Source organism: Brevundimonas sp., assembly GCF_036405315.1.
Lineage (GTDB): Bacteria > Pseudomonadota > Alphaproteobacteria > Caulobacterales > Caulobacteraceae > Brevundimonas.
This window is the reverse complement of the sequence record NZ_DASWXW010000047.1, coordinates 1-24,230: the sequence shown is the minus strand read 5'-3', so window position 1 is coordinate 24,230 and position 24,230 is coordinate 1. Positions and strand designations below refer to the sequence as shown.

Genomic DNA, 24,230 nt, shown 5'->3' with positions numbered 1-24,230 from the left:
GCTGGCGGTAAAGCCTGGCCCAAGGGCGATCAGGACCGACTTCGCCGGTAGGCCCGCGCGCCTGGCCCGGTCCAGCACAAACAGGACCGTCGGCGCCGACATATTGCCATGTTCAGCCAAAACTGCGCGCTCGTGATCGAGCCGCCCGGGTTCCAGCGACAGGGCGCTTTCCAGGGCGTCTATGACCTTCATCCCGCCGGGGCGACAGATGAAGCGGTCCACATCCTCGACATTAAGTCCTTGCCCCGTCAGCATTTCGTCTATCGCTGGACGAAGGTGGTTTTTTGCGAAAGGCGGGATGGCCCGGTCGAAAATGACGCCGAAGCCGGTGTCTCCGACCCGCCAGCCCATGATGTTCAGCGTGTCCGGCCAGGTGTGTTCCGCCACGCCCTCGATGCGGGCGAAGCCGCCCTCGCCCGCCCGCAACACACAGGCCGCCGCACCGTCCCCGAACAGGGCGGTGGCCACGATGTCGGCCTTGCTCAGGTTGTCCATGCGAAACGACAGGGTGCACAGTTCGACCACGACGAGCAGGACCACACTGCCGGGCGTCGCGCGCGCCAGCTTGCTGGCCAGTCCCAGCCCCGTCGTCCCGCCCGCACAGCCCAGGCCGAAGACCGGAACGCGATCGGCGTCGGGACGAAACCCCATCCGCTCCATGGCCCGCGCCTCCAGACTGGGGGTGGCGATGCCGGTCGAGGAGACGGTGACGACGGCGTCGACCTGACTGCCTGTCAGCCCGGCTTCATCCAGCGCGGCCTGCGCCGCCTCGACGAACAGATCGACCGCGACGCTCAGATAGACCTCTGTCCGTTCAGGCCAGCCGCGCGGCTCGAAGAACCATTCGATCGGCATGGCGGACTGGCGCGTGTCGATGCCCGCCGTGGCGAACACGGGCGCCATCCGATCATAGCCGGGAAACCGATCCTGAAGCAGCGAGCGGGCGGCGGTTGCGACCTCGTCCTGGCGCAGAACGTTCGGCGGCGACGCCGTGGACAGGCTCAGCAGCGCGACAGGCGGCGGCACTATTCCACAACCGCCGTTCCCTTCATGCCGAACGCCGAGTGCATGAAATGGGTGCAGTGAAAGGCGTAGGTCCCGGGCGTGTTCGGGGTCAGGCGCAGTTCGACGCCCTCCTCTCCCACCTCGACCTTTCCGTTGCGGATCATCGCGGCGGTCGCCGGGTCCAGCGTCGAGGCCGCGAAAAGCTCGGGCGCCGAGAAGCTGTGGGAGCCGCTGGCGTCGACCAGACGCAGCACGACGGGGACGCCGCGCCGCAGGCGCAGGGCGGAGGGGACGAACGCATAGTTCTTCAGCTGGACCTCGATGACCGAGGGGCTGGCTTGCTGGACCGGCGAAAAGGCCGCATTGAAGGTAACGGCGGCGGCTGCGGCGGCGATCGCGAGGCCTGTGCGAAGCATGGCGTCGATCCTTCATCCGAAACCCATACAACGTCGCCGCTGAGCGTCGGTTCAGAACGTGATCCAGGCCGATAGGTCAGAGGTCGAAACGGCGGCTCCAGCCGTCGAACGCGACCTCGACATGATCCGGAAGAGATTCGCGCAAGGCATTGTAATCCAGATCAATGTGCAGATTGGTCAGCACAGCCTGACCGACCTCGGCCCGCGCGATCCAGTCCAGCGCCTTGTCGACATGAGCGTGGGTTGGATGAGGCGTGTACCGCAGGGCGTCGAGGATCCACAGGTCGGCGCCGCGCACCGCCGCCAGCGCCGCTCCATCCAGATCGGACACGTCGCTGGAGTAGGCCACTGGCCCCATCCGGTAGCCGACCGAGCGGATCGGCCCGTGCACCTGATCGAAGGTGACGACCGGGATGGCGCCGCCCGCGCCATCGACCCCCCAGGCCTCGCCATGCGGCGGAATACGCTGCGCCTCCAGAATGGCCGGATAGCCATGATGGCTCTCGAAAATGTAGTCGAACCGGGTCGTCAGCGCGTGATGAGTCGCCGGGTCCATCCAGGCCTGAATGCGCCGACGCGCATGGATGGCGAAGACCCGCAGGTCGTCGATGCCGTGGGTCTGGTCGGCGTGGTCGTGGGTGTAGAGGACCGCATCGACATGGGTGATCCCGGCCATCAGCGCCTGCTGCCGCAGATCCGGCGAGGTGTCGATAAGGACGCTGGTGGTCCCATCTGGTCCATGACGACGCGCCAGCATGGAGCAGCGAGTGCGACGGTTCTTGGGCTCATTGGGGTCGCAGTCGCCCCAGTCGCCGTCGCCTCGCGGCACGCCGCCGGACGAGCCGCAACCGAGGATGACGATCTCCAGCTCGCCCGGCTTGCTCATTCGGCGGGCCGGGGGATGCGGTCAAACAGGGCGAAGAAGGCGTCGGTCGTGCGCCGATCGGCTTCTTCCGGCGTCCAGCCCCGGATCTCGGCCAGCTTCTGCAGCACCAGACCGACATAGGCCGGCTCGTTGCGCCGCCCGCGATGCGGAATGGGCGCCAGATAGGGGCAGTCCGTCTCGACGATGATCCGATCCTCGGGCATCCGGCGAATGACCTCGCGCACGTCTTCCGCCGCCTTGAAGGTGGCGATGCCGGAAACGGAGAACCAGGCGCCGAGTTCCGCAGCCGTTTCAGCCAGTTCGACGCCACTAGTGTAGCAATGCATCAGCAATTTGAACGGACCCTTCGCATGCTCCTCGCGCAGGATGTCCACCATGACCTCGTCGGCTTCGCGCGTATGCACCACCAGCGGCAGGCCGGTCCGGCGCGCGGCGTCGACATGCTGGCGGAAGACCGCCGCCTGAACCTCGCGCGGACTGAGATCGTAGTGGAAATCCAAGCCGCATTCACCAATGCCAATGACGCGCGGCCGCTGGGCCAGGGCGACCAGTTCATCGGCGGTCAGTTCGATGTGGTCCTTGGCCTCGTGCGGGTGAGCGCCGACCGTGCACCAGATGTCGTCGTGGGCCATGGCGAGACTGTGCGTCGCCTCGAAGGTCGACAGCTTGTCCGAGATCTCGACCATCAGGCGCACCCCCGCCTCGCGAGCGCGGGCGATGACCTCGTCGCGATCCTCGTCGAACTGGGGGGCGTGCAGGTTGACGTGGCTGTCGATGATCATCTCAGGGCCTTGGTGCGGGCGATGTCGGCCAGGGCGCCGGCCAGAACGTCGGCGCGGTCCAGGTTGATGGCCGCCGTGCGGTCCGGCAGCTCGGCCAACCGGGTCCACAGTTCGGCCCAGCGCGCCCCCTGCCCCGCCGGCGCCTCCAGCGCGCGAGTTTTTACCGCCGCGATCAGTCGATCCATCAGAGCCTCGAACCGGGCCTGGCCTTCAGCCCCGCGAAAACCGTCCGCGACCGCCAGTTGTTCGGCCCGGTCCACGGTGTCGCCCAGCACCCAGCTGCGCGCCAGGGCGTCGACTTCCTGCATGGCGCCGGACGACAGGGCCAGGGCCGCGCCCGGCGATCCTCCGGCCATGTCGGCGGCGAGCCGCGCGTCGTCGGGCTCTGCACCCGTGCGGTTGCGCACCAGGGCCTCCAACTGATCCGGGGTCCAGATCGGGAAGCTGAGGCGGCGGCAACGCGAGCGGATGGTGGCCAGCAGCCGCCCCGGCGCATGAGTCACCAGCAGCAAGACGCCGCGCTCAGGCGGTTCCTCAAGAATCTTCAGCAAGGCGTTGGCTGCATTGATGTTCAGGTCGTCAGCCGCATCGATGATCGCCACGCGGTACTGGGCCTGGGACGGGCTCTTGGCGAAGAAGCCAGGCAGGTCGCGCGCCTGATCGACGGAGATGGTCTTCTTCTGCTTGCCGCCCTCGACCAGCCGCTCCATCACCAGCAGATCGGGGTGGGACTGAGCGGCGACCAGTTGACTGACCGGATCATAGGGCGCGGCGCCCAGCGGCCCGCGCGAGGGGTCAGGCGCGGCCCCCAGCAGGCGGCGCGCGGCGCGATAGGCGAAGGTCGCCTTCCCGCTGCCCTCGACCCCGCACAGCAGCCAGGCGTGATGCAGCCGCCCCCGGTTCAGGGCGTCGAGAAAGGCCTCTTCGGCCGCAACATCCGGGACCAGATCGTACCGGTCGCGCGGATGTTCGCTCACAGCAGCCGCTCGGAGACGGCGCTCCACAGCCGTTCGGACACGGCCTCAAGCTCGCCGGTGGCGTCGATCACGACGCAACGTTCCGGGTGACGGCGCGCCACGCCCAGGAAGCCCTCGCGTAGCTTCTGATGGAAGGCCAGCCCCTTGGATTCGAAACGGGTCTCGAACAGGCCGCGGCCAAAGGCGCGTTCCAGCCCGACCTCGACCGGCAGATCGAACACCAGGGTCAGGTCCGGCTGGTCCTCGGCCACGATGGCGGCGTCCAGCGCCTCGATCAGGCTCTCCGGCGCGCCGCCGCCGGCCCCCTGATAGACCCGACTGGAATCGGCGAAGCGGTCGCAGACGACCCATTTGCCGGCGTCCAGCGCGGGACGAATGGTGCGTTCCAGATGGTCCGAGCGTGCGGCGTACATCAGCAAGGTCTCGGTCCGCGGCGACCAACGCTCGGCGTCTCCGGCCACGACGATGTTGCGGATGACCTCGGCGCCCGGCGAGCCGCCCGGCTCGCGCGTCTGGATGACGTCAATTCCAAGCGAGCGCAGATGCTCGACCAGCAGGCGCGCCTGCGTGGTCTTGCCGGCCCCCTCGCCGCCTTCGAATGTGATGAACTTACCGCGCTGCACCCGCGCACAATGGCGAGCGCGGCGCGTCAGGCAAGCCTTAACCGCCTGATATCAACAGGGCGTCGCCAAACCCGCGTGCGATGACGGCCTGACGGGCCTGTTCGGCGGCGTTGGCGTCCGGCCAGGGACCGACGATCACCCGAAAGAGGGGCTGTCCGTCCCGGCGAATGTCCTGAACCGAGGCCTGGTCGCCGAGGCGGTCGGCGATTCGGATGGCCGCCCTGCGGTCGGAAAACGCCCCGGCCTGCACCCAGTATGCGGATGCCTCCGAAATCACCGGCGCAGTGGGCGTCGCGGGCTGCACATAGGGCGTGGGCCGTGAAGGCGCTGCGGCTTCGGCTCGCCGCATCGGCGTGCCGCCGCCCGTTCGCGGCGCGCGGCCGACATAGCGCACCCGCACCTCGCCCACGCCTTGCGACAGCAGGCCCAGTTCCTCGGCGGCGGCGCGCGACAGGTCGATGATCCGACTGTCGACGAACGGGCCCCGGTCATTGACCCGCAGGATGACGCGACGACCGTTGGCGCGATTGGTCACTTCCACCAGGCTGGGCAAGGGCAGGGTTTTGTGCGCCGCTGTCAGAGCGTTCATGTCGAACCGTTCCCCCGTCGAGGTCGGGCGACCGTTGTGCTGCGCCCCGTACCAGGAGGCCAGACCCACCTCGTCATAGTTCGGCTGTTCAGCCGGCCGGTACCAGCGACCGCGGATCTGATAGGGGCGCATCGTCCCCGAAACGATGGGCGCAGGATCGGTCACGACCGGCGGACGCAGGGAGGCCTCGCGCCCTCCTCCCAGGCTGGCGCAGGCCGCCAGGCTTGAAAAGGCGGCGGCGATCACAACGCCCTTCAGCAATCTCGCCATCTTGGCCTCACGCACTTCGGTTCACTTGAAGCGATCATGGCCGAGGACGTTTCCGGTTTGGTTAACGCGCCCTTTGGGACTATGCGTCCCGCGTCGCGGCCACGCCCCCTGCGCCCGCGCCAGTTCTTGAAGCGAGCCCCTTGAAACCCTCCCCCTACCAGACCCGCTCCGGGGTCTTCGCTCTGGCGACCCTGTGCTGCCTCCTGTGGGGCAGCGCCTTTCCGGCGGTCAAGAACGGCTACGCCCTGCTGCATATCGCGCCGGGCGACGTCCCCAGCCAGATGCTGTTCGCGGGATGGCGTTTCGCCCTGGCCGGCGCGATCCTGCTGATGGTCGCCGCCGTGATGAAGAAGCCGCTCCTGGCGCTGAACGGGCGCCAGATGCGCCAAGTGGCCCTTCTGGGCCTGGCCCAGACGACGATCCAGTATGTCTTCTTCTATGTCGGCCTGGCCCATGCCAGCGGCGTGAAGTCGTCGATCATGAACGCCACCGGCGTCTTCTTCAGCGTCGTGCTCGCCCACTTCCTCTATGCGAACGACCGGCTCAACAGCCGCAAGGCCCTAGGCTGCCTGATCGGCTTCCTCGGCGTGATCGTAGTCAATCTGGGCGGCGGCGCCTTCGGGTTTGACTTCAGTCTCCTGGGCGAAGGCTTCATCGTCATCGCCGCCTTCATGCTGGCGGCGGCCTCCATCTATGGCAAGCGGCTGTCTGCTGACATGGACCCGATGGTGATGACCGGCTGGCAGTTGTTCATCGGCGGAGCGATCCTGATCGGGATCGGCGTGGCGGGCGGCGGCCACATGGAGGGGATGGGCCTCCAATCCGGCGCCCTGCTTCTCTACATGGCCCTGCTGTCCGCCGTGGCCTTCGCGGTCTGGAGCCTGCTGCTGAAGCACAACCCCGTCGGCCTGATCGCAGCCTTCAACTTCCTGATCCCGGTTTTCGGCGTGTCGCTGTCCGCCCTGTTCCTCGGCGAATCCCTGTTGCGGTGGAGCTATCTGGCGGCCCTGGGCCTGGTCTGCGCCGGCATCTGGCTGGTGACGCGTCCATCGCGGCCGAGCAGGACCTGACCCTTGGCTCGCCCCGCCTGCGCTTTGTGCTTGGGCATGGGAGCACTTGCCGCTATGCACGCCTCCGCGCGCTGTCTCGACTCGCGCTGGACAGGTGGCCGAGTGGTTTAAGGCAGCGGTCTTGAAAACCGCCGTAGGTGAGAGCCTACCGTGGGTTCGAATCCCACCCTGTCCGCCACGTCGTCGGTCCCTGGCGACGGTTAGCCGCTCCCCTTGAATTCGCCGCTACCTGTCATGACGTCAGGACGTTCCCAGCGCCTTGCCCTGTATGGAACGGGCTTAGCCAAGGCCGTTTTGGCGCGTCGCCTCGGGAACACGGAAGACGCGCCAGCCGTTTTACAGCACCGCAAAACGTCAGACGACGTATCGAGTGTCAGGAGGACGCCATGGCCGATAGCGGAATGAACGTCACGAAATTCGAGGCCAAGTCTCACGACAGTCCCGATGAAGTGAGGACGCCCGACAAGAGCCGCATCGAGGTAGTGCGGTTCCCAGGCGTCACTTTGGGACGGTTCAAATTCGAGCCGGGCTGGAAATGGTCCGAATGCATCAAGCCCATCGTCAAGACGGACAGTTGCCAGATGGCGCATGTCGGCCACGTCGTGTCGGGCACGCTGACAGTCAAGATGGATGACGGCTCCCACAAGACGCTGGGACCAGGCACGTCCTACACGATCCCTCCTGGCCATGACGCCTGGGTGGAAGGCAATGAGCACTTCGTAGGCATCGAAGTCATGAGCGCGGAGCAGTACGCAAAGCCATCGTGACAGCGCATACGCGGCACCTGCCTGCTGCAGGTCGCTCAGGGCGCCGCTTGATGTGAAGGCGCCGGATCCACGGGGACGTTCAACAACCGGCCCGCCCGGACTGACGCCGTTCCCGAGAAGGCGGGGCGCGTGATCTGCATCGTCTTCAGGTCGATCTCGCCGTCCGCCCCCAGAGTCGTGACGCGCACCGACGGATAGTCCAGCGGTTGGCCGGGTTCAGCGCGCGGCGCGCCGTCCGGCTGGACCAGCCAGGCATAGCCGTGGCTGGCGGTGAAGAAGCGGCCGACGCCGTCGGCGTCGATGCACAGGGCGCCGTCCTCGTCGACGCCCAGGCCGACGGCTTGCGGATCACCCGAGGCCCGCACCTGGGCGACGAAGGCGATGAGGCGGCCCAGCCGGTCGCGGGCGCTGAAGTGAGTGTCGGTCACGACATGGGCCAGATAGGGCATGGTCAGGAAGTCGCTGACCATGGTGACTTCCGGTCCCATGGGATCCTTGAGCGCCGTAGCCGAGTCGATGCTGCCGCCGTCCATCGCCCCGTAGCCGGCGCCGCCGAGGATGGCCAGGCCGGCGCTGGTGCCGCCGATCGGACGGCCGCGCGCGACATGGTCGTTCAGCGCCTTCTGGACCGACGTGCCCTTCCAGAAGCGGACATACTTGGCCTGATCGCCGCCGCCCAGGAAGACGCCGTCGGCGCTCTTGAGGATGGCGAGAACGCGCGGATCCTCGGACGCCTTGCGGTCGTCGAAGATCAGGGTCCGCACCGATGCAGCGCCGCCGATGTCGCGATAGATCTCTTCGCCGCCCTCGCCGTCGCCCGAGGCGCGCAGGATGACCACATGGCCGTGTCCGGCCTTGGCCAGGAACCATCGCCACGCGCGGTAGTCCCAGTCGCCGCCGCCCATCAGCATCAGACCGGCCTCGGTCAAACCGGGCGTCGGCGCTGCCACGTCGCCGACCTCGTAATAGGTATAGCCGGACGACGAGGCGTTCGACGCCTGGGCGGGCGCCAAACCGCAGGCGAGCGCCAGAACGCTGAAGATCGCGAATACCGCCAATCGCATGAAATGCCCCCTTTCCTGCACCAAGGCGCGCATATGGGCACAGTTCATCGCTGCGGGCGAGATGAACGGTTATTTTTGTCCTTCAAAAATTGGGAGAACGTCGTCATGGTGGTCGCCGAGACATGGGGGGATTGTTCATGCGACGCATCAAATCGATCATCTGGAGTCTGGGCGCGGGGACCAGTCTCATCGCGCTGACGGCAGCGGCGCAGACCGCACCCGCCCAGTCCAGCGAGGCGGCGACCACGGTCGATGAGATCGTCGTCCTGGGTTCGCGGATCCCCCGTCAGATCGACACCGAAGGTCCGGCGCCGGTGACGACGATCACCGCCGACGACATCCTGCGCAACGGCTATCAGAGCGTGCCGGATCTGCTTCGCGCGGTGACGCAGAACGGCGGCGAGACGCAGAGCCAACAGTCCTTCTCCGGCGCCTCTTTCACGCCGGGAGCGCAGCAGGTCGACCTGCGCGGGCTTGGCCCCAACCATACGCTGGTGCTGGTGAACGGGCGGCGCATCGCCGACTTCCCCCTTCCCTTCCAGGGCCAGAGCAACTTCACCGACGTCTCCAACCTCCCCGTCGGCCTGATCGAACGGGTCGAGGTGCTGAGCGGCAGCGCGTCCGCGGTCTATGGCTCCGACGCGATCGCCGGCGTGGTCAACTTCGTGCTCAAGCCGTCCGCAGACGGCATCCGCTTCGACTTCCGTCAGGGCCTGACCGAAGACGGCGGCGGCGACTCACAGCGGTTCACCGTAACGGCCGGGGGCAACCGCGGCGGCTTCCACGGCGTCGTCGGCGTCGAACTGCTGCGTCAGAAACCCTTGTGGGCCTATGACCGCGAAATCCAGGATTCGACCAAGGACAGCCCGACCAACACCACGGCCCGCCGCGCCTACCTGCGCTTTGACGAGAACGACGACTATCTGGATCCGGGCGCGGCGACCTGCGCCGGCCTGGCCGCGCAGAACGGCGGCACGACCTATTACGCCAACCGCCCGCGCTACGGCTATTTCTGCGGCAGCGACGAATCCATCGGCTACGGCACCATCCTCAGCGACCGCAAGGGCCTGAACAGCTACGCCTCCATAGGCTACACGCTCAGCGACCGGACCGAGCTGTTCCTGGACCTGCAATACAGCCACAGCGATCTGAAGCTGTTCTCGGACGTCCAGTCCTGGCTCTATCAGGACGAGAACGGCAGCGAGGACGGCCTCTTCTTCAACGTCGACACCGGCATGGTCGAGGGCTGGCAACGCCAGTTCTCACCCGAGGAAATGGGCGGCCTGTCCAAGGGCTTCACCCGCAATCGGTCCGACAGCTTCACCATCACGCCGGGCGTGAAGGGCACCTTCGGCGACGCTGACCAGTGGGGCTATGAGGTCGCCTTCAACCACGCCGAATATCGCTCGAAGGTCCGCTTCCCGCAGATCATCGCCTCGGCGGCCAACAACTTCTTCCTTGGCCCGAAACTCGGCGTCGATCCGGACAGCGGCTACGCCATGTTCGCCGCCGGCGTGAACGCGGCGCGACTGTACAAGCCGCTGACCCCGGCCGAGTACGATCAGATCGCCCAGGACGCCGTCTATAATCCGCGCTCGCGCAGCGACAACCTGTCGGCCACCATCACCAACAGCGCCCTGTTCGAACTGCCGGCCGGCCCCGTCGGCTTCGCCGGCGTGATCGAGGCGGGCAACCAGAGCTACAATCTTAAGCCCGACCCGCTGGCTCTCACGCCCTACTATTACGGTCTGGTGGATTCCGACGGCAAGGGCGACCGGGACCACTGGGGCGTGGGCTATGAGGTGCGCGCGCCGCTGCTCAGCAATCTCGAGTTCAGCACGGCTGGCCGTTACGACCACTATGAGTTCGCCGGCAACGGCTTCGGCAAGTTCACCTACAACGCCGGGCTCGAGTATCGCCCGATCAACAGCCTGATGTTCCGCGCCGCCTACGGCACGGGCTTCCGCGCGCCGGACCTGCACTACGTATTCTCGGGCCCGGGCAACACCCACCCGTCCGGCACTGACTATTACCGCTGCGCCACCGAGGAGCCGGACGAGGACATCGGCGACTGCAGCTACTCCGACGAAGGCATCGTCGCGCATCGCAACGGCAACCGCGACCTTCAGCCCGAGACCAGCAAGTCGTTCAACGGCGGCGTGGTCTGGCAGCCTACCCGTAACCTCAGCCTATCGCTGGACTATTTCCGCGTCGAACTGACCGATCAGGTCCGCGACATGAGCATCGACACCATCCTGCGTGACGAGGCCGACTGCCGCCTGGGCGCCGCTGATCCGACCTCGCCCACCTGCGTCGACGCCGTCGCCCGCGTCGAGCGGCAAACGACGGGCCCCCTCGCCGGCAGCCTGATCGGCGTCTTCACCAATCCGATCAACATCGCCCAAGAAACCACTTCGGGCTTCGACGTCGCCGCCCGCCTGCGCGTGCCGACTGAACGCGTCGGCGAGTTCAACCTTTCGCTGGCCTACACCTATGTCGATGACCACACCTTCCAGCAGTACCCAGGCGATCCCACGATCGACAAGTTGGCGTTCGACAGCGGCTATTACATCCCGCGCGACAAGGGCACGGCCAGCATCAGTTGGGCGTTCGACAAGCTGACCACGACGCTGCAGGGCCAATACCTCGGCAAGCTGCCGAATTATGACGAGGACGCCTACATCAGCGACAGCTGGATGTTCAACGCCTCGGCCCAATATGACCTGACGGACCACGTGCGCCTGTCGATGACGGTCAACAACCTGTTCGACGAGGGGCCGGTCAAGGATCCGACCTACAGCGCCTACCCCTATTACGACATCTCCTGGTTCGACTCGGTCGGCCGCAGCTACTACTTCCAGTTGACCTACAAGTTCGGCGGCGCCGGGCTCTGACGAACACGGAGGCTCATCCGCGCCGCCGCCCCAGGAATCGGGCGGCGGCGCGGCCAAGACGTCAGAAGCTGTAGCGCAGCCCCACGCCATAGGTCGCCGGGGCGCCGACCAGCCGCGAGGCGCCGTTCAGTTCCGGGAAATAGACCTCGTCGGTGATGTTGCGGCCGTAGGCGTAAACCGCCCAGTTGGCCGCGCTTTCCAGCTCCACGCGAGCGTTGACCAGGGTGTAGGCCTCAGACGTATTGCCCGGCGCCGCGTTCAGGCGATTGCTCTCCTCGCCGTGATGCGAGACCGACACCCGGCTGTCCAGGCGCCAGCCGTTGGCCAGCATCAGACCGTGGTTCAGCGAAACCGTCGCCGTCACGTCCGGCGCACCCGGCAGGGGATCGCCGACCGTCGACAGCACCTCGGCCACACGCGCCGAACTGAAGGACAGGATCTCGGTGTCCAGGAAGGCCGCCGCCACATCCAGATCCAGCGTCTGCTTCGCCCCTTCGAACAGCAGGGCGTTGACGGCGATCTCGATGCCCTTGCTCTCGGCCTCGCCGACGTTGGCGCGACCGTTGGTGTCGTTGGCCAGGCGGGTCGTCGCCTGCAGTTCCTTGAACCTGTAGCTGAAGGCGTCCAGCGACAGCCGCAGGCGATCGGTCGTCCAGCGCAGCCCGGTCTCATAGGCGGTGACGGTCTCGGACTCGAACGGCAGGGTCTCGGCCTGGGTGAAGATCGAGGTGCCGTCGAAGCCGCCGCCGCGATAGCCCGTCCCCGCCGAGACGAAAATGTTCAGGTTCGGGGTGAAGGCGTACTTGGCCGTGACCCGGCCCGAGAGGTTGTCGTCCTCGAACGCCCGATCCCAGATGAAGGGATTGGTCGTGGCGAAGGTGGTGGTGAAGGTCGAGATGCCCCAGGGGTTCAGGTCGTCGTTGCGGCCGCTGAAGGTCGCCTCATCGCGCGTGTAGCGCAGGCCGCCCGACAGGGTCAGCTTGTCGGTCAGATCATAATCGACCTGGCCGAAAACGGCGAAGCTGTTGCGGGTCTGCTTGTGCAGGTTGTCGTACTGGGTCCGGGCCGTATAGCTGGTCCAGTGGGTGTCGAAGTCGATATCGTCCGAGACGTAGAAGGCGCCTACGATCCAGTCCAGACGACCGCCTGTGTCGTCGCTCAGGCGCATTTCCAGCGAGGTCTGGCTCAGCGTCTCGTCGGCGTCAAAGCGAGAAGCCGGATAGGGCGAACCGTCGCCATTGCCCTGGACCGAACGGGTCGTGCCCTGGACGTTTCCGATCACGGCCAGGTTCAGGTTGTCGGCCAGGCGATGCTCCAGCGCGGCCGACGCGCCGTAGATGTCGATGCTCTGGGTCGGATACTCCGACGAATAGAACTCGTACGGGTCGTCGTTCTCGCCCGCATTGGCGATGTTGCTGTCCAGCGCCGCCGAAATGCGGTCGTACTGGCGCGTATCGCCCCGGTCGCGGCTGCCGAACAGCTTCAACGTCAGACTGGTCTCGGGCGTGAAGTCCAGGGCCACGGTGGCGCGACCGGCGAACAGGTCCTTGTCGCCGAAACCTTCGCGACGGCCCGGATCGACGATAGCCGGAACCTGGGTCTGGACGACGCCGCCGATGACCGGGCGGTACCCGGCCAGGTCGCCCGCGCCCGCGCCAGTCATGAAGCCGCCGCCTTGCTCGGCCAGAACGGCCAGACGCACGCCGACCTTGTCGCCCAGCGGACCGCCGACAGCCGCCTCCATGGCGGTATAGTCATGGCTGCCGATCTCGAGGCGTCCGCCGCCCTCGACCGCTTCGCCCGGTCCCTTGGTGATGGCGTTGATCACGCCCGCCGTGGTGTTGCGCCCATACAGGGTGCCCTGCGGCCCCTTCAGGATCTCTACGCGGTCCAGGTCGAACAGGGGCATGCCCAGATAGGCGTTGGAGGTCTGATAGACGCCGTCGATATGAAGGGCGACCGAGGGGTTGCCGTTGGGCTTGTAATCGTCGGCCCCGCCGATGCCGCGGATGCTGATCAGACCATAGTTGGTGCCGCCGAAGGCGTAGTTGACCGAAACGCCCGGGACCTCGTCCACCAGGTCCGTCACGCTGTCGATGCCCCGGCGCTGCGCGTCGTCGCCGTTCAGCACCGTGACGGCCAGCGGCACGTCCTGGATACGCTGGGCGCGCTTCTGGGCCGTGACGATCACGTCCTCGATGGCCGTGACGTCTTCGGCTCCAGCGTCGACGGGGGCGACTGCAACAGAAAAGGTGCGCGCCCCGACCGGCGTCACGGTCAGGCCCGTGCCCTCCACCATGCGGCGCAGCGCCTCGGCGGGCGCCAGGACGCCGACCACGCGATTGGCGCGGCGACCGCGCACGGCTTCCGGCGCGAACAGCACCTGCACGTCGGCGGTGCGCGCCAGCGTCGTCAGCGCCTCTTCCATCGACTGGCTTTCGATGGCGAAGGAGAGGGCCGCGCCGCCGCTCGGCGACTGGGCGAGAGCGGGCGTGGCGGCGACAACCGCAACCACAGCCGAACAGGCCAGAAGCATGCGCTTGAAGGCGCCCGCGCGCGGCTTGGAAATGAACATGGGTAGCCCCTGAGATCTGGTCAGCCGCTCGTCGGCGGCTCCTCCTCAGAAACGAAAGACGCCCTGCGGACCCCCACCCCGTCGTGGAAATTTCATCAAAGCGTAGCCGCACCGTCGGCCGACCCGACCCTCGATCCGACGCGCCAGACGCCATCCGCCGTCTGACGCGCCGACAGGTTGAAACCGTGCGCCAAAGCCAAAGCGAACTCTCGCCCGCCGTCGTAGCGGAAGGAGCCGGATATGCGCACCTCGCCGGCCGCCGCGTCGTCCACAGCCAGCCGATCCGAAGCGTAGCGGTTGAAAAGATCGACCACCTCGCGCAGAGGCCGGTCCCGAACGACCAGACGCCCCAATCGCCAGGCCGTCTCGACCTCGACGTCAACGGGGGCGACCTGCAGTTCGCCGGTCCGGGCTCGGCCGCCTTGTCCGGCCGTCAGCATCAGCGTTGCGGACTCATCTCGCCGATCAGACATCCGCAGCCGCCCCTGCTCGACGACCACCTCGGACTGCTGACCGCGACAGGTGATCTGGAACTGCCCCTGGACGGCCGCCATCATCTGGTTCCCCGCGCGCAGGACGAACGGCGCGGAGTCGGGTCGGATCTGGAAATAGGCCTGGCCCGCCTCAAGCACCGCCGCGCGCCGGTCTGCTGCATAGTCGAGACGCAGACGAGACGATGGGGCCAAAGTCACCTCAGACCCGTCCGGCAAGGGCGCGGTCAGCCTCTGCCCGGCCTCCGTCGAGATCAGTGCTCGCGCCGAAGACGCGCTCGTCATCACCCATAGTCCGCCGCAGGACGCCGCGACGGCGCCGCCGGTCAGGCCGAATAGAGCGCGCCGTCGTGTGAGGCGCCGAGCCCCCGGCCCCAGATATCCAGGACCGAGAGCCGCCGATCGCAGCGCCAGAACCTCCGGTTCTCCAGCGTCCAACTCCAGCAGACGCCAGGCCAGTTGGCAGCTTCTATAGGCACGGCTGTTCTCCGGGTCTTCGTCCAGCCAGCGGCGGAAACGAATCTCATCCTCGGGGCTGACCGCCCCGCCGCTGTTCATCCGCGCGAACCAGAAGGCGGCCGGGTCGGTGTGATCGTCGTTGTCCGGTCGGCAGGAGGTGGAAGCCATCAGCAGTCCCTCTCGACCAGATCGAGCCGCAGCGCCGCCATCGCGCGCGCCATGTGTTTCTCGACCGCGCTCACGGAAATGCCCAGTCGGCGGGCGATCTGGGGATAGGTCAGGTTCTCGAACCGCCGCAGGATCACCACTTCGCGCGCCCGTGGCGGCAGGGCGTTCAGCGCCGCCAGCATCCGTTTCAACCGCTGCTTTCCGGCAATGATCTGCTCTGCGCCCGGCGCTTCGCTCTGTGCGACCAGGTCTTCAATCCCCACATGCCGACCCTGCCCCCTGGCCTGCTCGTACCGTCCGCGGTCCCGCGCCATGTTGGCGGCCGCCTCGAACACATAGCCATCGACGTTTTCAAGGCTAAGCAGGTCCGCGCGGCGCAGCAGCCGCAAGAAGAGATCCTGCACCATTTCCTCGGCGTCCGCCGGCGATCTGGCCCGGCGCAGGAAGAAATGAAAAAGCGGACCGCGAAGCCGTCGCGTCAGCCCTCCGAACCCATCGTCGGCGAGGCCCGACAATGGAAGTTCCGCGTCGATCGGTTTTCCTGACTGCTGGTTCACAGGCGGCTGATGACCTCGAAGCGTCACCATGTGATGTCGAATGAACGACAATCGCGTATCATTCCAAAGCCTCGAAACAGGCGGAAGAAACCGTCACACAGCGTCGCTATGGGCGTCCGGACATTACGGTTCTGGGGCCCATGCACATGTTCAAACGGATCGGCGCGACTTTCGCCCTGGCCTTGTCGCTGAGCGCGTCGCTCGCAGCGACGCCGGCCCCAGCCTGGGCCGAGATCTTCACCGTGGCCGTCGTCTCGGACACCCAAAACTATTCAGACATCACCCTGGCGCAGCCGCGAGGCTCGGACACCTTCGCCCAGCAGATGCGCTATCTGGTGGAGACGCGCGAAGAGAAAAATCTCGCTTTCGTCACCTTCGTGGGCGACATTGTTCAGCACGGCGACGGCCAGTTCCGTCGGGCGACCCCGGACGCCGAAAGCGGATACCGATACTTCGACACGCGCGAGGAGTGGGACATCGCAAACCGTGCGATCTCGATCCTGGGGCGCAGCGGCCTGCCCTTCGGCATGGTTCCGGGCAACCACGACTATGACAACTATTCCTGGTGGAACGAGAACGGTCCCGGCGCTTCCAGGCCGTTGACGGGCGGCCGCACGTGGAGCCTCTACTTCGGGCCGAATTCACGCCATTTCGCCGGCAAGGCCTGGTACGGCGGCGCTTCGGAAAACGACCTGAACAGCTACCAGACCTTCGCCGGCGGAGGACGGACCTTCCTGCACTTGTCGCTGGAGATGCAACCGCCGCAGTCCGCGCTGGACTGGGCCCAGGGCGTGATCGACGCTCACCCCGGTCTGCCGGTCATCATCACCACCCACGAATGGCTCAAGCCCGACGCACATGAGCGCTCCAACGGCTACGACAGCTACTTCCCCGGCGCCGACAATCTGTCGCCCGACCAGGTCTGGGACCGATTCATCCGCAAGAATGCGATGATCTTCATGGTCTTGAGCGGACACAACTTCACCCGCCCGGTCAGCGGCGTATCCAACGGCGAGAACCTCCGGATCGACCTCAATGACGCCGGGCATCCGGTCTATCAGCTGATCCAGGACTATCAGGGCAATACGGTCGGGCCGGACGGGGCGGCGGAGTCGGCCAACGGCGGCGCGGGCTGGCTGCGTTTCATGGCGTTCGACACCGACGCCCGCAAGATTCGCTTCTACACCTATTCGACTCTGCTGGGCCGCCACGCCGGCCTCAATGGCGAAGCCACCTTCGGGGTCGCTCCCGAGCGGTCCGCCTTCGAACTGGATTTCCCGCCTCAGCTCCTGCGCTGATCCGGTTGACTGTCGCGGAGGCCAAGCCTCGCTCGAGGGCGGCCTTCATTGAGAGGTTCGTTTTCCAATATGGGTGAAAGCGAGAAAAAATCTCTACGTCGGTTTCGATAGCCGGAGATGTATAGAAACTACCTCCGCGCAAAGAGGGGCATGATTTGACCTCTTAGGGAGGAAAAACAATGCTCAAAGACCTGTTCACCGAACACCCAAAATCCGTCGGCGAAACCTACTTCGAGCACATGGGCATGGCCGCGTCGTTCGGCGCCGCAATGTTCATCGGGGCGGCCGCCTGCTTTGTTCACGCCCTGATCCCGGGCCTGTGCGTCCGCACCGGCAGCGGCGTCGTGACCGATCTGCACCATCGCATGGTCACGCATCGGACCAAGTCCGCTGCCGCCAATGAGGTCGTGATCGATGTTTGATCGCCTGCCGACCGCCAAGACCGACAGCCTGATGATGCTGGGCCGGCTGATGCAGGCTGACCCCCGCGCCGACAAGATCGACCTGGGTGTCGGCACCTATCGCGACGAGACCGGCGCCATTCCCATAATGACCGCGGTCAAGACGGCTGAGCGCCTCCTGCACGCCGAGCAGACGTCCAAGGGCTATGTCGGCCCGGCCGGCGACGCCGAGTTCGCCCTGCGCCTGCAGAACGCCACCTTCCCCGAACTCTCGCCGTCGCTTCAGGCCCGGATGTCGCGCATCCAGACCCCCGGTGGGACCGGCGCCCTGCGCCTGGCGCTTCAGATCATCGTCCAGGCCAACCCGTCCGCTCAGGTGTGGATCGGCACGCCGACCTGGCCGGCCCACCTGCCGATCATCGCCGCCTGCGGCCTGACCGCGCGGACCTTCAGCCATCTGAGCCCTGACGGGGGCCTGAACCGGCCGGCGCTGGACGAAGCCCTGGCCCAGGCTGCGCCGGGCGATGTCGTCCTGCTGCACGGCTGCTGCCACAATCCCACGGGCGTGGATCTGGATCGCGACGCCTGGCGCGCGGTCGCCGAGATCGCGACCGCCAAGGGGCTGCTGCCCCTGATCGATCTGGCCTACCCGGGTCTCGGCGACGGAGTTGAAGAGGACGTGGCCGGCGTTCGCATCCTGCTAGAAGGCTGCGAGAACGCCCTGATCGCCCTGTCCTGCTCCAAGAGCTTCGGCCTTTATCGCGACCGCACCGGCGCCCTGCTGATGCTCAGCAACGCAGAGGCCACTGCGGCCAACCTGGCCCAGGTCGCGGCCGGCCACGCCCGCCTGCTGTGGTCCAACCCGCCGGACCACGGCGCCGCCCTGGTTCGGATCATCCTGTCGTCCGACGAACTGACCGGGCTATGGCGCGCCGAACTCGACGCAATGCGCGTCCGCGTCAACGCCCTGCGGGCGCAGCTGTCGGCGCTGGCCCTGCCCAGCCTGGACCTGTCCGACCTGTCGCGGCAGCGCGGGATGTTCGCCCTGCTGCCCCTGTCGGAAGCCTTGGTCGACCGACTGCGCCAGGACCACGGCGTCTATATGGATGCGTCGGGCCGCATCAATGTCGCCGGGCTGAACGACGCCAATTTCGAACGCTTCGCCCAAGCCCTCCGGGCCCTGGGCTAGGGATCGAAATGAGGGGGCGTCTTGCGACGCCCCCTCCCGATCAATCGGCTTCCTTCTGAAGCAGATCGCCGGCGGCATGAGCCCTGCTTGCCCCTCGGCGCCGACGCCGCTGCTATTGCAACCCATTGCATAATGACGAGACCGCGATACTGTTTATGCAACTGAATGCATAAAGACCGAGCCCATGCCTTATCCCGAGTTGCTGAAGCCCCTCGACCTCGGCTTCACCACCCTGAAGAACCGGGTGCTGATGGGCTCGATGCACGTCGGTCTGGAGGAAGTCGAAAACGGCTTCGAGCGCATGGCCGCCTTCTACGCCGAACGGGCGCGCGGCGAGGTCGGCCTGATCGTCACCGGCGGCATCTCGCCCAATGAGCGCGGCCGTCCCATGCCCTGGGGCGCCAAGCTGACGACCGAGGAAGAGGCCGAACATCACCGCCTCGTCACCAACGCCGTCCACGCCGAGGACGGCAAGATCGCCCTGCAGATCCTGCATTTCGGCCGCTACGCCTATCACCCGGATCTGGTCGCCCCTTCGGCCATTCAGGCGCCCATCACCCCCTTCGCCCCCCACGCCCTGACCGGCGAGGAGGTCGAGCAGACCATCGAGGACTTCGTCCGCTGCGCGGCTCTCGCCCAGTCCGCCAGCTATGACGGCGTCGAGGTCATGGGGTCCGAAGGCTATCTGATCAACGAGTTCATCGCCGCCCGCACCAACCAGCGCGACGACGAATGGGGCGGCTCGTACGAGAACCGCATCCGCCTGCCGCTCGAGATCGTGCGCCGCACGCGTGAGCAGGTCGGCCCCAACTTCATCATCATCTACCGCCTGTCGATGCTGGACCTGGTCGAGGGCGGCTCGACCGCCGAAGAAGTGGTGCAGCTGGCCAAGGCCATAGAGGCGGCGGGCGCCACCATCCTCAACACCGGCATCGGCTGGCACGAGGCCCGCATCCCCACCATCGCCACCAGCGTCCCGCGCGCGGCCTTCGCCTGGGTGACGAAACGGCTCAAGGGCGAGGTCTCCATCCCCCTGGTCGCCACCAACCGCATCAATACGCCCGAGGTGGCCGAGCGCCTGCTGGCCGAGGGCTATTGCGACATGGTGTCGATGGCCCGCCCCCTGCTGGCCGACCCCGCCTTCGTGCGCAAGGCGCGCGAGAACCGCGCCGACGAGATCAACACCTGCATCGGCTGCAACCAGGCCTGCCTGGATCACACGTTTGCGGGCAAGATCACCTCCTGCCTGGTCAATCCGCGCGCCTGCCACGAGACCGAATTGGTCATCGCCCCGACGGACGCCGCCAAGCGGATCGCCGTCGTCGGCGCCGGCCCGGCGGGCCTCGCCTTCGCCGTCACCGCCGCCGAACGCGGCCACGACGTCACCCTGATCGAGGCCTCCGGCGAGGTCGGCGGCCAATTCAACATCGCCCGCAAGATCCCCGGCAAGGAGGAGTTCGGCGAGACCCTGCGCTACTTCCGCAAGCAGCTGGACCTGACCGGCGTCACCGTCCGCCTCAACACCCGCGCCGAGGCCGAAGCCCTGGCCGACGAAGGCTTCGACGACATCGTCCTGGCCACCGGCGTCAGCCCGCGCACGCCCGAGATCGACGGCGTCGACCACCCCAAGACCCTGTCCTATCTCGATGTCCTGCGCGACGAGGTTCCCGTCGGCAAGACCGTCGCCGTCATCGGCGCGGGCGGCATCGGCCACGACGTCAGCGAATATCTGGTCGAACGGCACGAGCCGCCGTCGATCGACCGCTTCTTCCGCACCTGGGGCGTCGATCCCGACTACCGCACCGCCGGGGGCCGCACCGCGCCCCAGGTCGAACCGGCGGAGCGTCAGGTCTTCCTCATGCAGCGGTCGACCGGCAAGGTCGGCGAGCGTCTGGGCCGCACCACGGGCTGGATTCACCGCGCCGCGCTGAAGATGCACGGCGTCGTCACCGCCAGCGGCGTCGCCTATCACCGCATCGACGACGAGGGCCTGCACGTGACCATCGACGGCGCCGACAAGACCCTGCCGGTCGACCACGTCGTCCTCTGCGCCGGTCAGGAACCCTTGCGCGACCTGCACGACGCCCTGGTCGCGCGCGGCTGCTCGGTTCACCTGATCGGCGGGGCCGACGTGGCCGCCGAACTGGACGCCAAGCGCGCCATCGACCAGGGCGTGCGCCTGGCCGCCGCCATCTAAGGGAGGAAAGCCCATGACGCTGAACCTGCACCCCGCCGCCGCCGCGTCTCTGGACAAGTGGCATCAGATGGTCGCCGCCCAGGATCTGGGGGCCTTGCGCGCCATCACCCACCCCGACGCCGTCTTCCGCTCGCCGGTCGCCTACAAGGCCTATCAGAGCGCCGACGCCGTGGTCCTGGCGGTCAGCACCGCCGCCAGCGTCTTCACCGACTTCGCCTATCACCGTGAGGCCGCCACCGCCGACGGCCTCAGCGTGGTGCTGGAGTTCAGCGCCAAGGTCGGTGAGCGCAGCGTGAAAGGCATCGACTTCATCCGCTTCGATGACGACGGCCAGATCGTCGATTTCGAAGTCATGATGCGTCCCCTGAACGGGGTTCAGGCCATGGCCGAGGAGATGGGCAAGCGCCTCGGCGCCCTCCTGCCCGCCTTCAAAGCGTCCTGACACGACAGCTTCTACTCGCCGTCCCGACCGGCTATCGAAGCCCCATGTCCCTGCCCCATGCCCTTCTGACGTCGTTGGCCGAACGCCCCGGCTCGGGGTCCGAGCTGGCCAGCCGCTTCGACCGCTCGATCGGCTATTTCTGGCAGGCCACCCATCAGCAGATCTATCGGGAACTGGCCCGTCTCGAAGCCGCCGGTTGGGTCGAGGCCGCGCCGGTCGAGGGCGCGCGCGGGGGCAAGCGCCGTTTTCAGATCCTGCCGCCCGGTCGCGAAGAACTGCAGCGGTGGGTCAATGATCGCCAGGAGCCGCCGGCGATCCGCGACGAACTGATGGTGCGGCTGCGCGCTGAAGCGATTGTCGGCCCAACCGGCCTCGCGGCGGAACTCGTGGAGGTCGCCAATCAGCACCGCGACAAACTCGCATCCTATATGCGGATCGAAGTGCGGGACTTCCCGGGCGAGCCGACGTCGCGTGACCAACAGCTGCAGCGTCTGGTCCTGAAAGCCGGCATTGAGTTTGAACGTCAACGCATCGCCATTTGCGAGGAGGCGATCTCGATCCTGCGGGACTCGCGATAGACCAGCAGGCGTCGATCAGATCGGCAGCGCCGTCGTGAACTTGATCTGTTCCATGGCGAACGACGAACTCACGTCGACCAGGGGGGCGATCTCGATCAGGCGCTTATAGAAGCGGTCATAGGCGGCGATATCGCTCACCACGACCTTGAGCAGATAGTCCGTCTCGCCGCTCATCCTGTAGAATTCCACCACTTCCGGCATGGCCGAGGCGCCCTGGGCGAAACGCTCCAGCCACTCGCTGTCATGGTGGCGGGTGCGAATGGCGACAAAGACCACAAGAACCAGGTCCAACTTGTCGCGACTAAGCAGGGCCACGCGGCGCTCGATGAAGCCTCCTTCTTCCAGGCGCCTCACCCGCTTCCAGCAGGGCGTCTGGGAAAGACCCACGCGTTCCGCCAACTCCACAATGGTGAGCGAACCATCGCTCTGCAGCTCGCGCAGAATTCGCAGATCAGAGGGGTCGAGAGAATGCTTCACTAGACTGCGCTCACCAAGCCTTGCACCACGACAGCGCCCAGGCATCTAGGGAAAATAGGGACGGCGCAAGAGCGCCAGTTGCGCCTGCGCCCCATCAACCGCTGCTGTCTGAAGGAAGGCCGCTCGCGCCGTCTGTTTCAGCCCACCAGGTGAAAAAGGCGCAGCACGGCGTTGGCGACAGCGAACAATAAGCCCAAGCTCGCGATCATTCCAAGGATCAGAACGACCTTGAAATGCCTGTGCAGAAAATAGAGGATTTCACCTGCCATCTGCGTCTACCCAGTGATTGCGACCCATATTGGCACAATACTGGATAAACGCTGCAACAACCGTGCGTGAGCCGAGCCCTTAGACCAGACGGCTCTGCACCACGGCGGCGCCGATGAAGCTGGCGAACAGCGGGTGCGGCGCGAAGGGACGGCTCTTCAACTCCGGATGGTACTGCACGCCGATGAACCAGGGATGGTCCGGGCGCTCGACTGTCTCGGGCAGGACGCCGTCGGGCGACAGGCCGGCGAAGACCAGACCGGCCTTCTGCTCAATCGCGTCGCGGTAGTTGATGTTCACCTCGTAGCGGTGACGATGACGCTCACTGATTTCGGTCGCGCCGTAGATCTCGGCAATCTTCGATCCGGCGATCAGCGTCGAGTCATAAGCGCCCAGGCGCATGGTGCCGCCCAGGTCGCCGCCCTGCTGACGCAGGACGCGCTGGTTGCCTTGGGTCCATTCGGTCATCAGGCCGACGACGGGTTCCTCGGCCGGACCGAACTCGGTCGAAGTCGCCTTGGGGAAGCCCGCCAGGTTCCGCGCCGCCTCGATCACCGCCATCTGCATGCCGAAGCAGATGCCGAAATAGGGAATCTTGCGCTCGCGAGCGAAGCGCGCCGCCTCGATCTTGCCCTCAGCGCCGCGTTCGCCGAAGCCGCCGGGGACCAGAACCGCGTGGGCGCCCTGCAGACGCTCCTGACAGGCCTGGGGGTCGCCCTCGAAGGTGTCGGCCTCGACCCAGTCGATATTGACCTTGACGTTGTTGGCCACGCCGCCGTGCTGCAGGGCCTCGATCAGGGACTTATAGGCGTCCTTCAGGACCGTATATTTACCGACCACGGCGATGGTGACTTCGCCGTCCGGGTGCAGACGACGGCGCACGATCTCCTGCCAACCGGTCAGATCGGGCTGAGGCGCATCGGTGATGCCGAAGTGGGCCAGGACTTCGCTGTCCAGACCTTCCTGATGATAGTCCAGCGGCACGGCGTAGATGTCGGCCGAGTCCATGGCCTGGATCACGCCGCTTTCGCGCACGTTGCAGAATTGACCGATCTTGCGCTTTTCTTCCGCCGGAATCGGCTGCTCGCAGCGGCACAGCAGGATGTCGGGCTGGATGCCGATGGAGCGCAGTTCCTTGACCGAGTGCTGCGTCGGCTTGGTCTTCATCTCGCCGGCCGTCTTGATGAAGGGCAGCAGGGTCAGATGGACAAAGCAGGACTGGCCGCGCGGCAGATCCTGGCCCAGCTGGCGGATAGCCTCGAAGAAGGGCAGACCCTCGATGTCACCGACGGTGCCGCCGATCTCGACCAGGACGAAGTCCACGTCCTCGCCGTCGTCGGTCTTGGCCGGGCTGAGGCAGAACTGCTTGATCTGGTCGGTGACGTGCGGAATGACCTGAACGGTCGCGCCCAGATAGTCGCCGCGACGCTCCTTCTCCAGGATGGTCGAATAGATGCGGCCCGTCGTGACGTTGTCGGACTTGGCCGCCGACACGCCGGTGAAGCGCTCATAGTGACCCAGATCGAGGTCGGTCTCGGCGCCGTCGTCGGTCACGAAGACCTCGCCGTGCTGATAGGGGCTCATCGTCCCCGGATCGACGTTCAGATAGGGGTCCAGCTTGCGCAGACGGACCTTGTAACCTCGGGCCTGCAAAAGAGCGCCGAGAGCGGCGGAGGCGAGGCCTTTTCCTAGCGAGGAAACCACGCCGCCGGTGATGAACACATAGCGAGCCATGGGCGGACACCTTACTCCATGATTCGCGGCGGGAGCATGGCCCGACGCAAAACA

General features: G+C 66.4%; 22 protein-coding genes and 1 tRNA gene. 10 read left to right on the top strand and 13 right to left on the bottom strand.

Features of this window, described 5'->3' with window-relative positions; all coding sequences use genetic code 11:
* From VGE49_RS03105 to VGE49_RS03075, 7 genes are all read right to left on the bottom strand, one after another.
* Positions 1–1,026 (bottom strand): type III polyketide synthase (locus tag VGE49_RS03105; protein WP_331033121.1); only part of this gene is annotated, 1,026 nt, incomplete at its 3' end.
* Positions 1,026–1,421 carry a cupredoxin domain-containing protein gene (locus VGE49_RS03100; protein ID WP_331033120.1) on the bottom strand — a complete coding sequence of 132 codons (396 nt, stop codon included), beginning with the start codon at positions 1,419–1,421 and terminating at the stop codon, positions 1,026–1,028. The genes VGE49_RS03105 and VGE49_RS03100, both read right to left, overlap by 1 nt.
* A gap of 76 nt (positions 1,422–1,497) precedes the next feature.
* Positions 1,498–2,307, bottom strand: coding sequence for an MBL fold metallo-hydrolase (locus VGE49_RS03095; protein ID WP_331033119.1), 810 nt, complete (start codon positions 2,305–2,307; stop codon positions 1,498–1,500).
* Positions 2,304–3,089, bottom strand: coding sequence for a TatD family hydrolase (locus VGE49_RS03090; RefSeq protein ID WP_331033118.1), 786 nt, complete (start codon positions 3,087–3,089; stop codon positions 2,304–2,306). The genes VGE49_RS03095 and VGE49_RS03090 overlap by 4 nt, the downstream gene beginning before the upstream one ends.
* Positions 3,086–4,066 carry a DNA polymerase III subunit delta' gene (locus VGE49_RS03085; protein ID WP_331033117.1) on the bottom strand — a complete coding sequence of 327 codons (981 nt, stop codon included), beginning with the start codon at positions 4,064–4,066 and terminating at the stop codon, positions 3,086–3,088. Before VGE49_RS03085 ends, VGE49_RS03090 begins: the two co-directional genes overlap by 4 nt.
* On the bottom strand, positions 4,063–4,689 hold the full coding sequence (tmk, locus tag VGE49_RS03080; protein ID WP_331033116.1) for a dTMP kinase: 627 nt from the start codon (positions 4,687–4,689) through the stop codon (positions 4,063–4,065). The genes VGE49_RS03085 and tmk overlap by 4 nt, the downstream gene beginning before the upstream one ends.
* Positions 4,690–4,726: 37 nt before the next feature.
* The gene (locus VGE49_RS03075) at positions 4,727–5,548 is read right to left on the bottom strand and encodes a septal ring lytic transglycosylase RlpA family protein (protein WP_331033115.1); all 822 of its coding nucleotides are present in this window, start codon (positions 5,546–5,548) and stop codon (positions 4,727–4,729) included.
* Positions 5,549–5,688: 140 nt separating this feature from the next.
* Between VGE49_RS03075 and VGE49_RS03070 the strand changes: the two genes are divergently transcribed.
* The 3 genes from VGE49_RS03070 to VGE49_RS03060 all read left to right on the top strand — a co-directional run bounded on the left by VGE49_RS03070 (position 5,689) and on the right by VGE49_RS03060 (position 7,385).
* Positions 5,689–6,618 carry a DMT family transporter gene (locus tag VGE49_RS03070; RefSeq protein WP_331033114.1) on the top strand — a complete coding sequence of 310 codons (930 nt, stop codon included), beginning with the start codon at positions 5,689–5,691 and terminating at the stop codon, positions 6,616–6,618.
* Positions 6,619–6,706: 88 nt separating this feature from the next.
* Positions 6,707–6,796 (top strand) — tRNA-Ser (locus tag VGE49_RS03065).
* 208 nt (positions 6,797–7,004) lie between these two features.
* The gene (locus VGE49_RS03060; RefSeq protein WP_331033113.1) at positions 7,005–7,385 is read left to right on the top strand and encodes a cupin domain-containing protein; all 381 of its coding nucleotides are present in this window, start codon (positions 7,005–7,007) and stop codon (positions 7,383–7,385) included.
* A gap of 35 nt (positions 7,386–7,420) precedes the next feature.
* On the opposite strand, the gene VGE49_RS03055 is transcribed toward VGE49_RS03060, so the two are convergent.
* Positions 7,421–8,449 (bottom strand): cyanophycinase, encoded by a 1,029-nt coding sequence (locus VGE49_RS03055; RefSeq protein WP_331033112.1) that lies wholly within the window; start codon positions 8,447–8,449, stop codon positions 7,421–7,423.
* Between the two features lie 137 nt (positions 8,450–8,586).
* Here VGE49_RS03055 and VGE49_RS03050 point away from each other — a divergent pair, with 137 nt between their 5' ends.
* Positions 8,587–11,343 (top strand): TonB-dependent receptor plug domain-containing protein, encoded by a 2,757-nt coding sequence (locus VGE49_RS03050; protein WP_331033111.1) that lies wholly within the window; start codon positions 8,587–8,589, stop codon positions 11,341–11,343.
* A 61-nt stretch (positions 11,344–11,404) separates the two neighbouring features.
* On the opposite strand, the gene VGE49_RS03045 is transcribed toward VGE49_RS03050, so the two are convergent.
* The 3 genes from VGE49_RS03045 to VGE49_RS03035 all read right to left on the bottom strand — a co-directional run bounded on the left by VGE49_RS03045 (position 11,405) and on the right by VGE49_RS03035 (position 15,644).
* Positions 11,405–13,918 (bottom strand): TonB-dependent receptor, encoded by a 2,514-nt coding sequence (locus VGE49_RS03045; protein WP_331033110.1) that lies wholly within the window; start codon positions 13,916–13,918, stop codon positions 11,405–11,407.
* A gap of 95 nt (positions 13,919–14,013) precedes the next feature.
* Positions 14,014–15,036: a FecR family protein gene (locus VGE49_RS03040; RefSeq protein ID WP_331033109.1), complete on the bottom strand. Its 1,023-nt coding sequence runs from the start codon at positions 15,034–15,036 to the stop codon at positions 14,014–14,016.
* The gene (locus VGE49_RS03035; RefSeq protein ID WP_331033108.1) at positions 15,036–15,644 is read right to left on the bottom strand and encodes an RNA polymerase sigma factor; all 609 of its coding nucleotides are present in this window, start codon (positions 15,642–15,644) and stop codon (positions 15,036–15,038) included. Before VGE49_RS03035 ends, VGE49_RS03040 begins: the two co-directional genes overlap by 1 nt.
* Positions 15,645–15,733: 89 nt before the next feature.
* Between VGE49_RS03035 and VGE49_RS03030 the strand changes: the two genes are divergently transcribed.
* The 6 genes from VGE49_RS03030 (at position 15,734) to VGE49_RS03005 (ending at position 21,698) form a co-directional block, all read left to right on the top strand.
* Positions 15,734–16,891 carry a metallophosphoesterase gene (locus VGE49_RS03030; RefSeq protein ID WP_331033107.1) on the top strand — a complete coding sequence of 386 codons (1,158 nt, stop codon included), beginning with the start codon at positions 15,734–15,736 and terminating at the stop codon, positions 16,889–16,891.
* Positions 16,892–17,070: 179 nt separating this feature from the next.
* Complete coding sequence (locus tag VGE49_RS03025; protein WP_331033106.1) at positions 17,071–17,313, top strand: DUF6356 family protein; 243 nt, start codon at positions 17,071–17,073, stop codon at positions 17,311–17,313.
* Positions 17,306–18,481: an aromatic amino acid transaminase gene (locus tag VGE49_RS03020; RefSeq protein WP_331033105.1), complete on the top strand. Its 1,176-nt coding sequence runs from the start codon at positions 17,306–17,308 to the stop codon at positions 18,479–18,481. Before VGE49_RS03025 ends, VGE49_RS03020 begins: the two co-directional genes overlap by 8 nt.
* Positions 18,482–18,665: 184 nt before the next feature.
* On the top strand, positions 18,666–20,678 hold the full coding sequence (locus VGE49_RS03015; protein WP_331033104.1) for an NADPH-dependent 2,4-dienoyl-CoA reductase: 2,013 nt from the start codon (positions 18,666–18,668) through the stop codon (positions 20,676–20,678).
* Between the two features lie 13 nt (positions 20,679–20,691).
* Positions 20,692–21,120, top strand: coding sequence for a nuclear transport factor 2 family protein (locus VGE49_RS03010; protein WP_331033103.1), 429 nt, complete (start codon positions 20,692–20,694; stop codon positions 21,118–21,120).
* Between the two features lie 44 nt (positions 21,121–21,164).
* A complete protein-coding gene (locus tag VGE49_RS03005; protein WP_331033102.1) occupies positions 21,165–21,698 on the top strand; it encodes a PadR family transcriptional regulator in 534 nt (177 codons plus the stop codon).
* Positions 21,699–21,713: 15 nt separating this feature from the next.
* Here the strand turns inward: VGE49_RS03005 and VGE49_RS03000 are convergent, their stop codons facing one another.
* Positions 21,714–22,220, bottom strand: a complete 507-nt coding sequence (locus VGE49_RS03000; RefSeq protein ID WP_331033101.1) for an Lrp/AsnC family transcriptional regulator — start codon at positions 22,218–22,220, stop codon at positions 21,714–21,716.
* Positions 22,221–22,523: 303 nt separating this feature from the next.
* Positions 22,524–24,176, bottom strand: a complete 1,653-nt coding sequence (locus tag VGE49_RS02995) for a CTP synthase (RefSeq protein WP_331033100.1) — start codon at positions 24,174–24,176, stop codon at positions 22,524–22,526.
* Positions 24,177–24,230 lie beyond the last annotated feature (54 nt).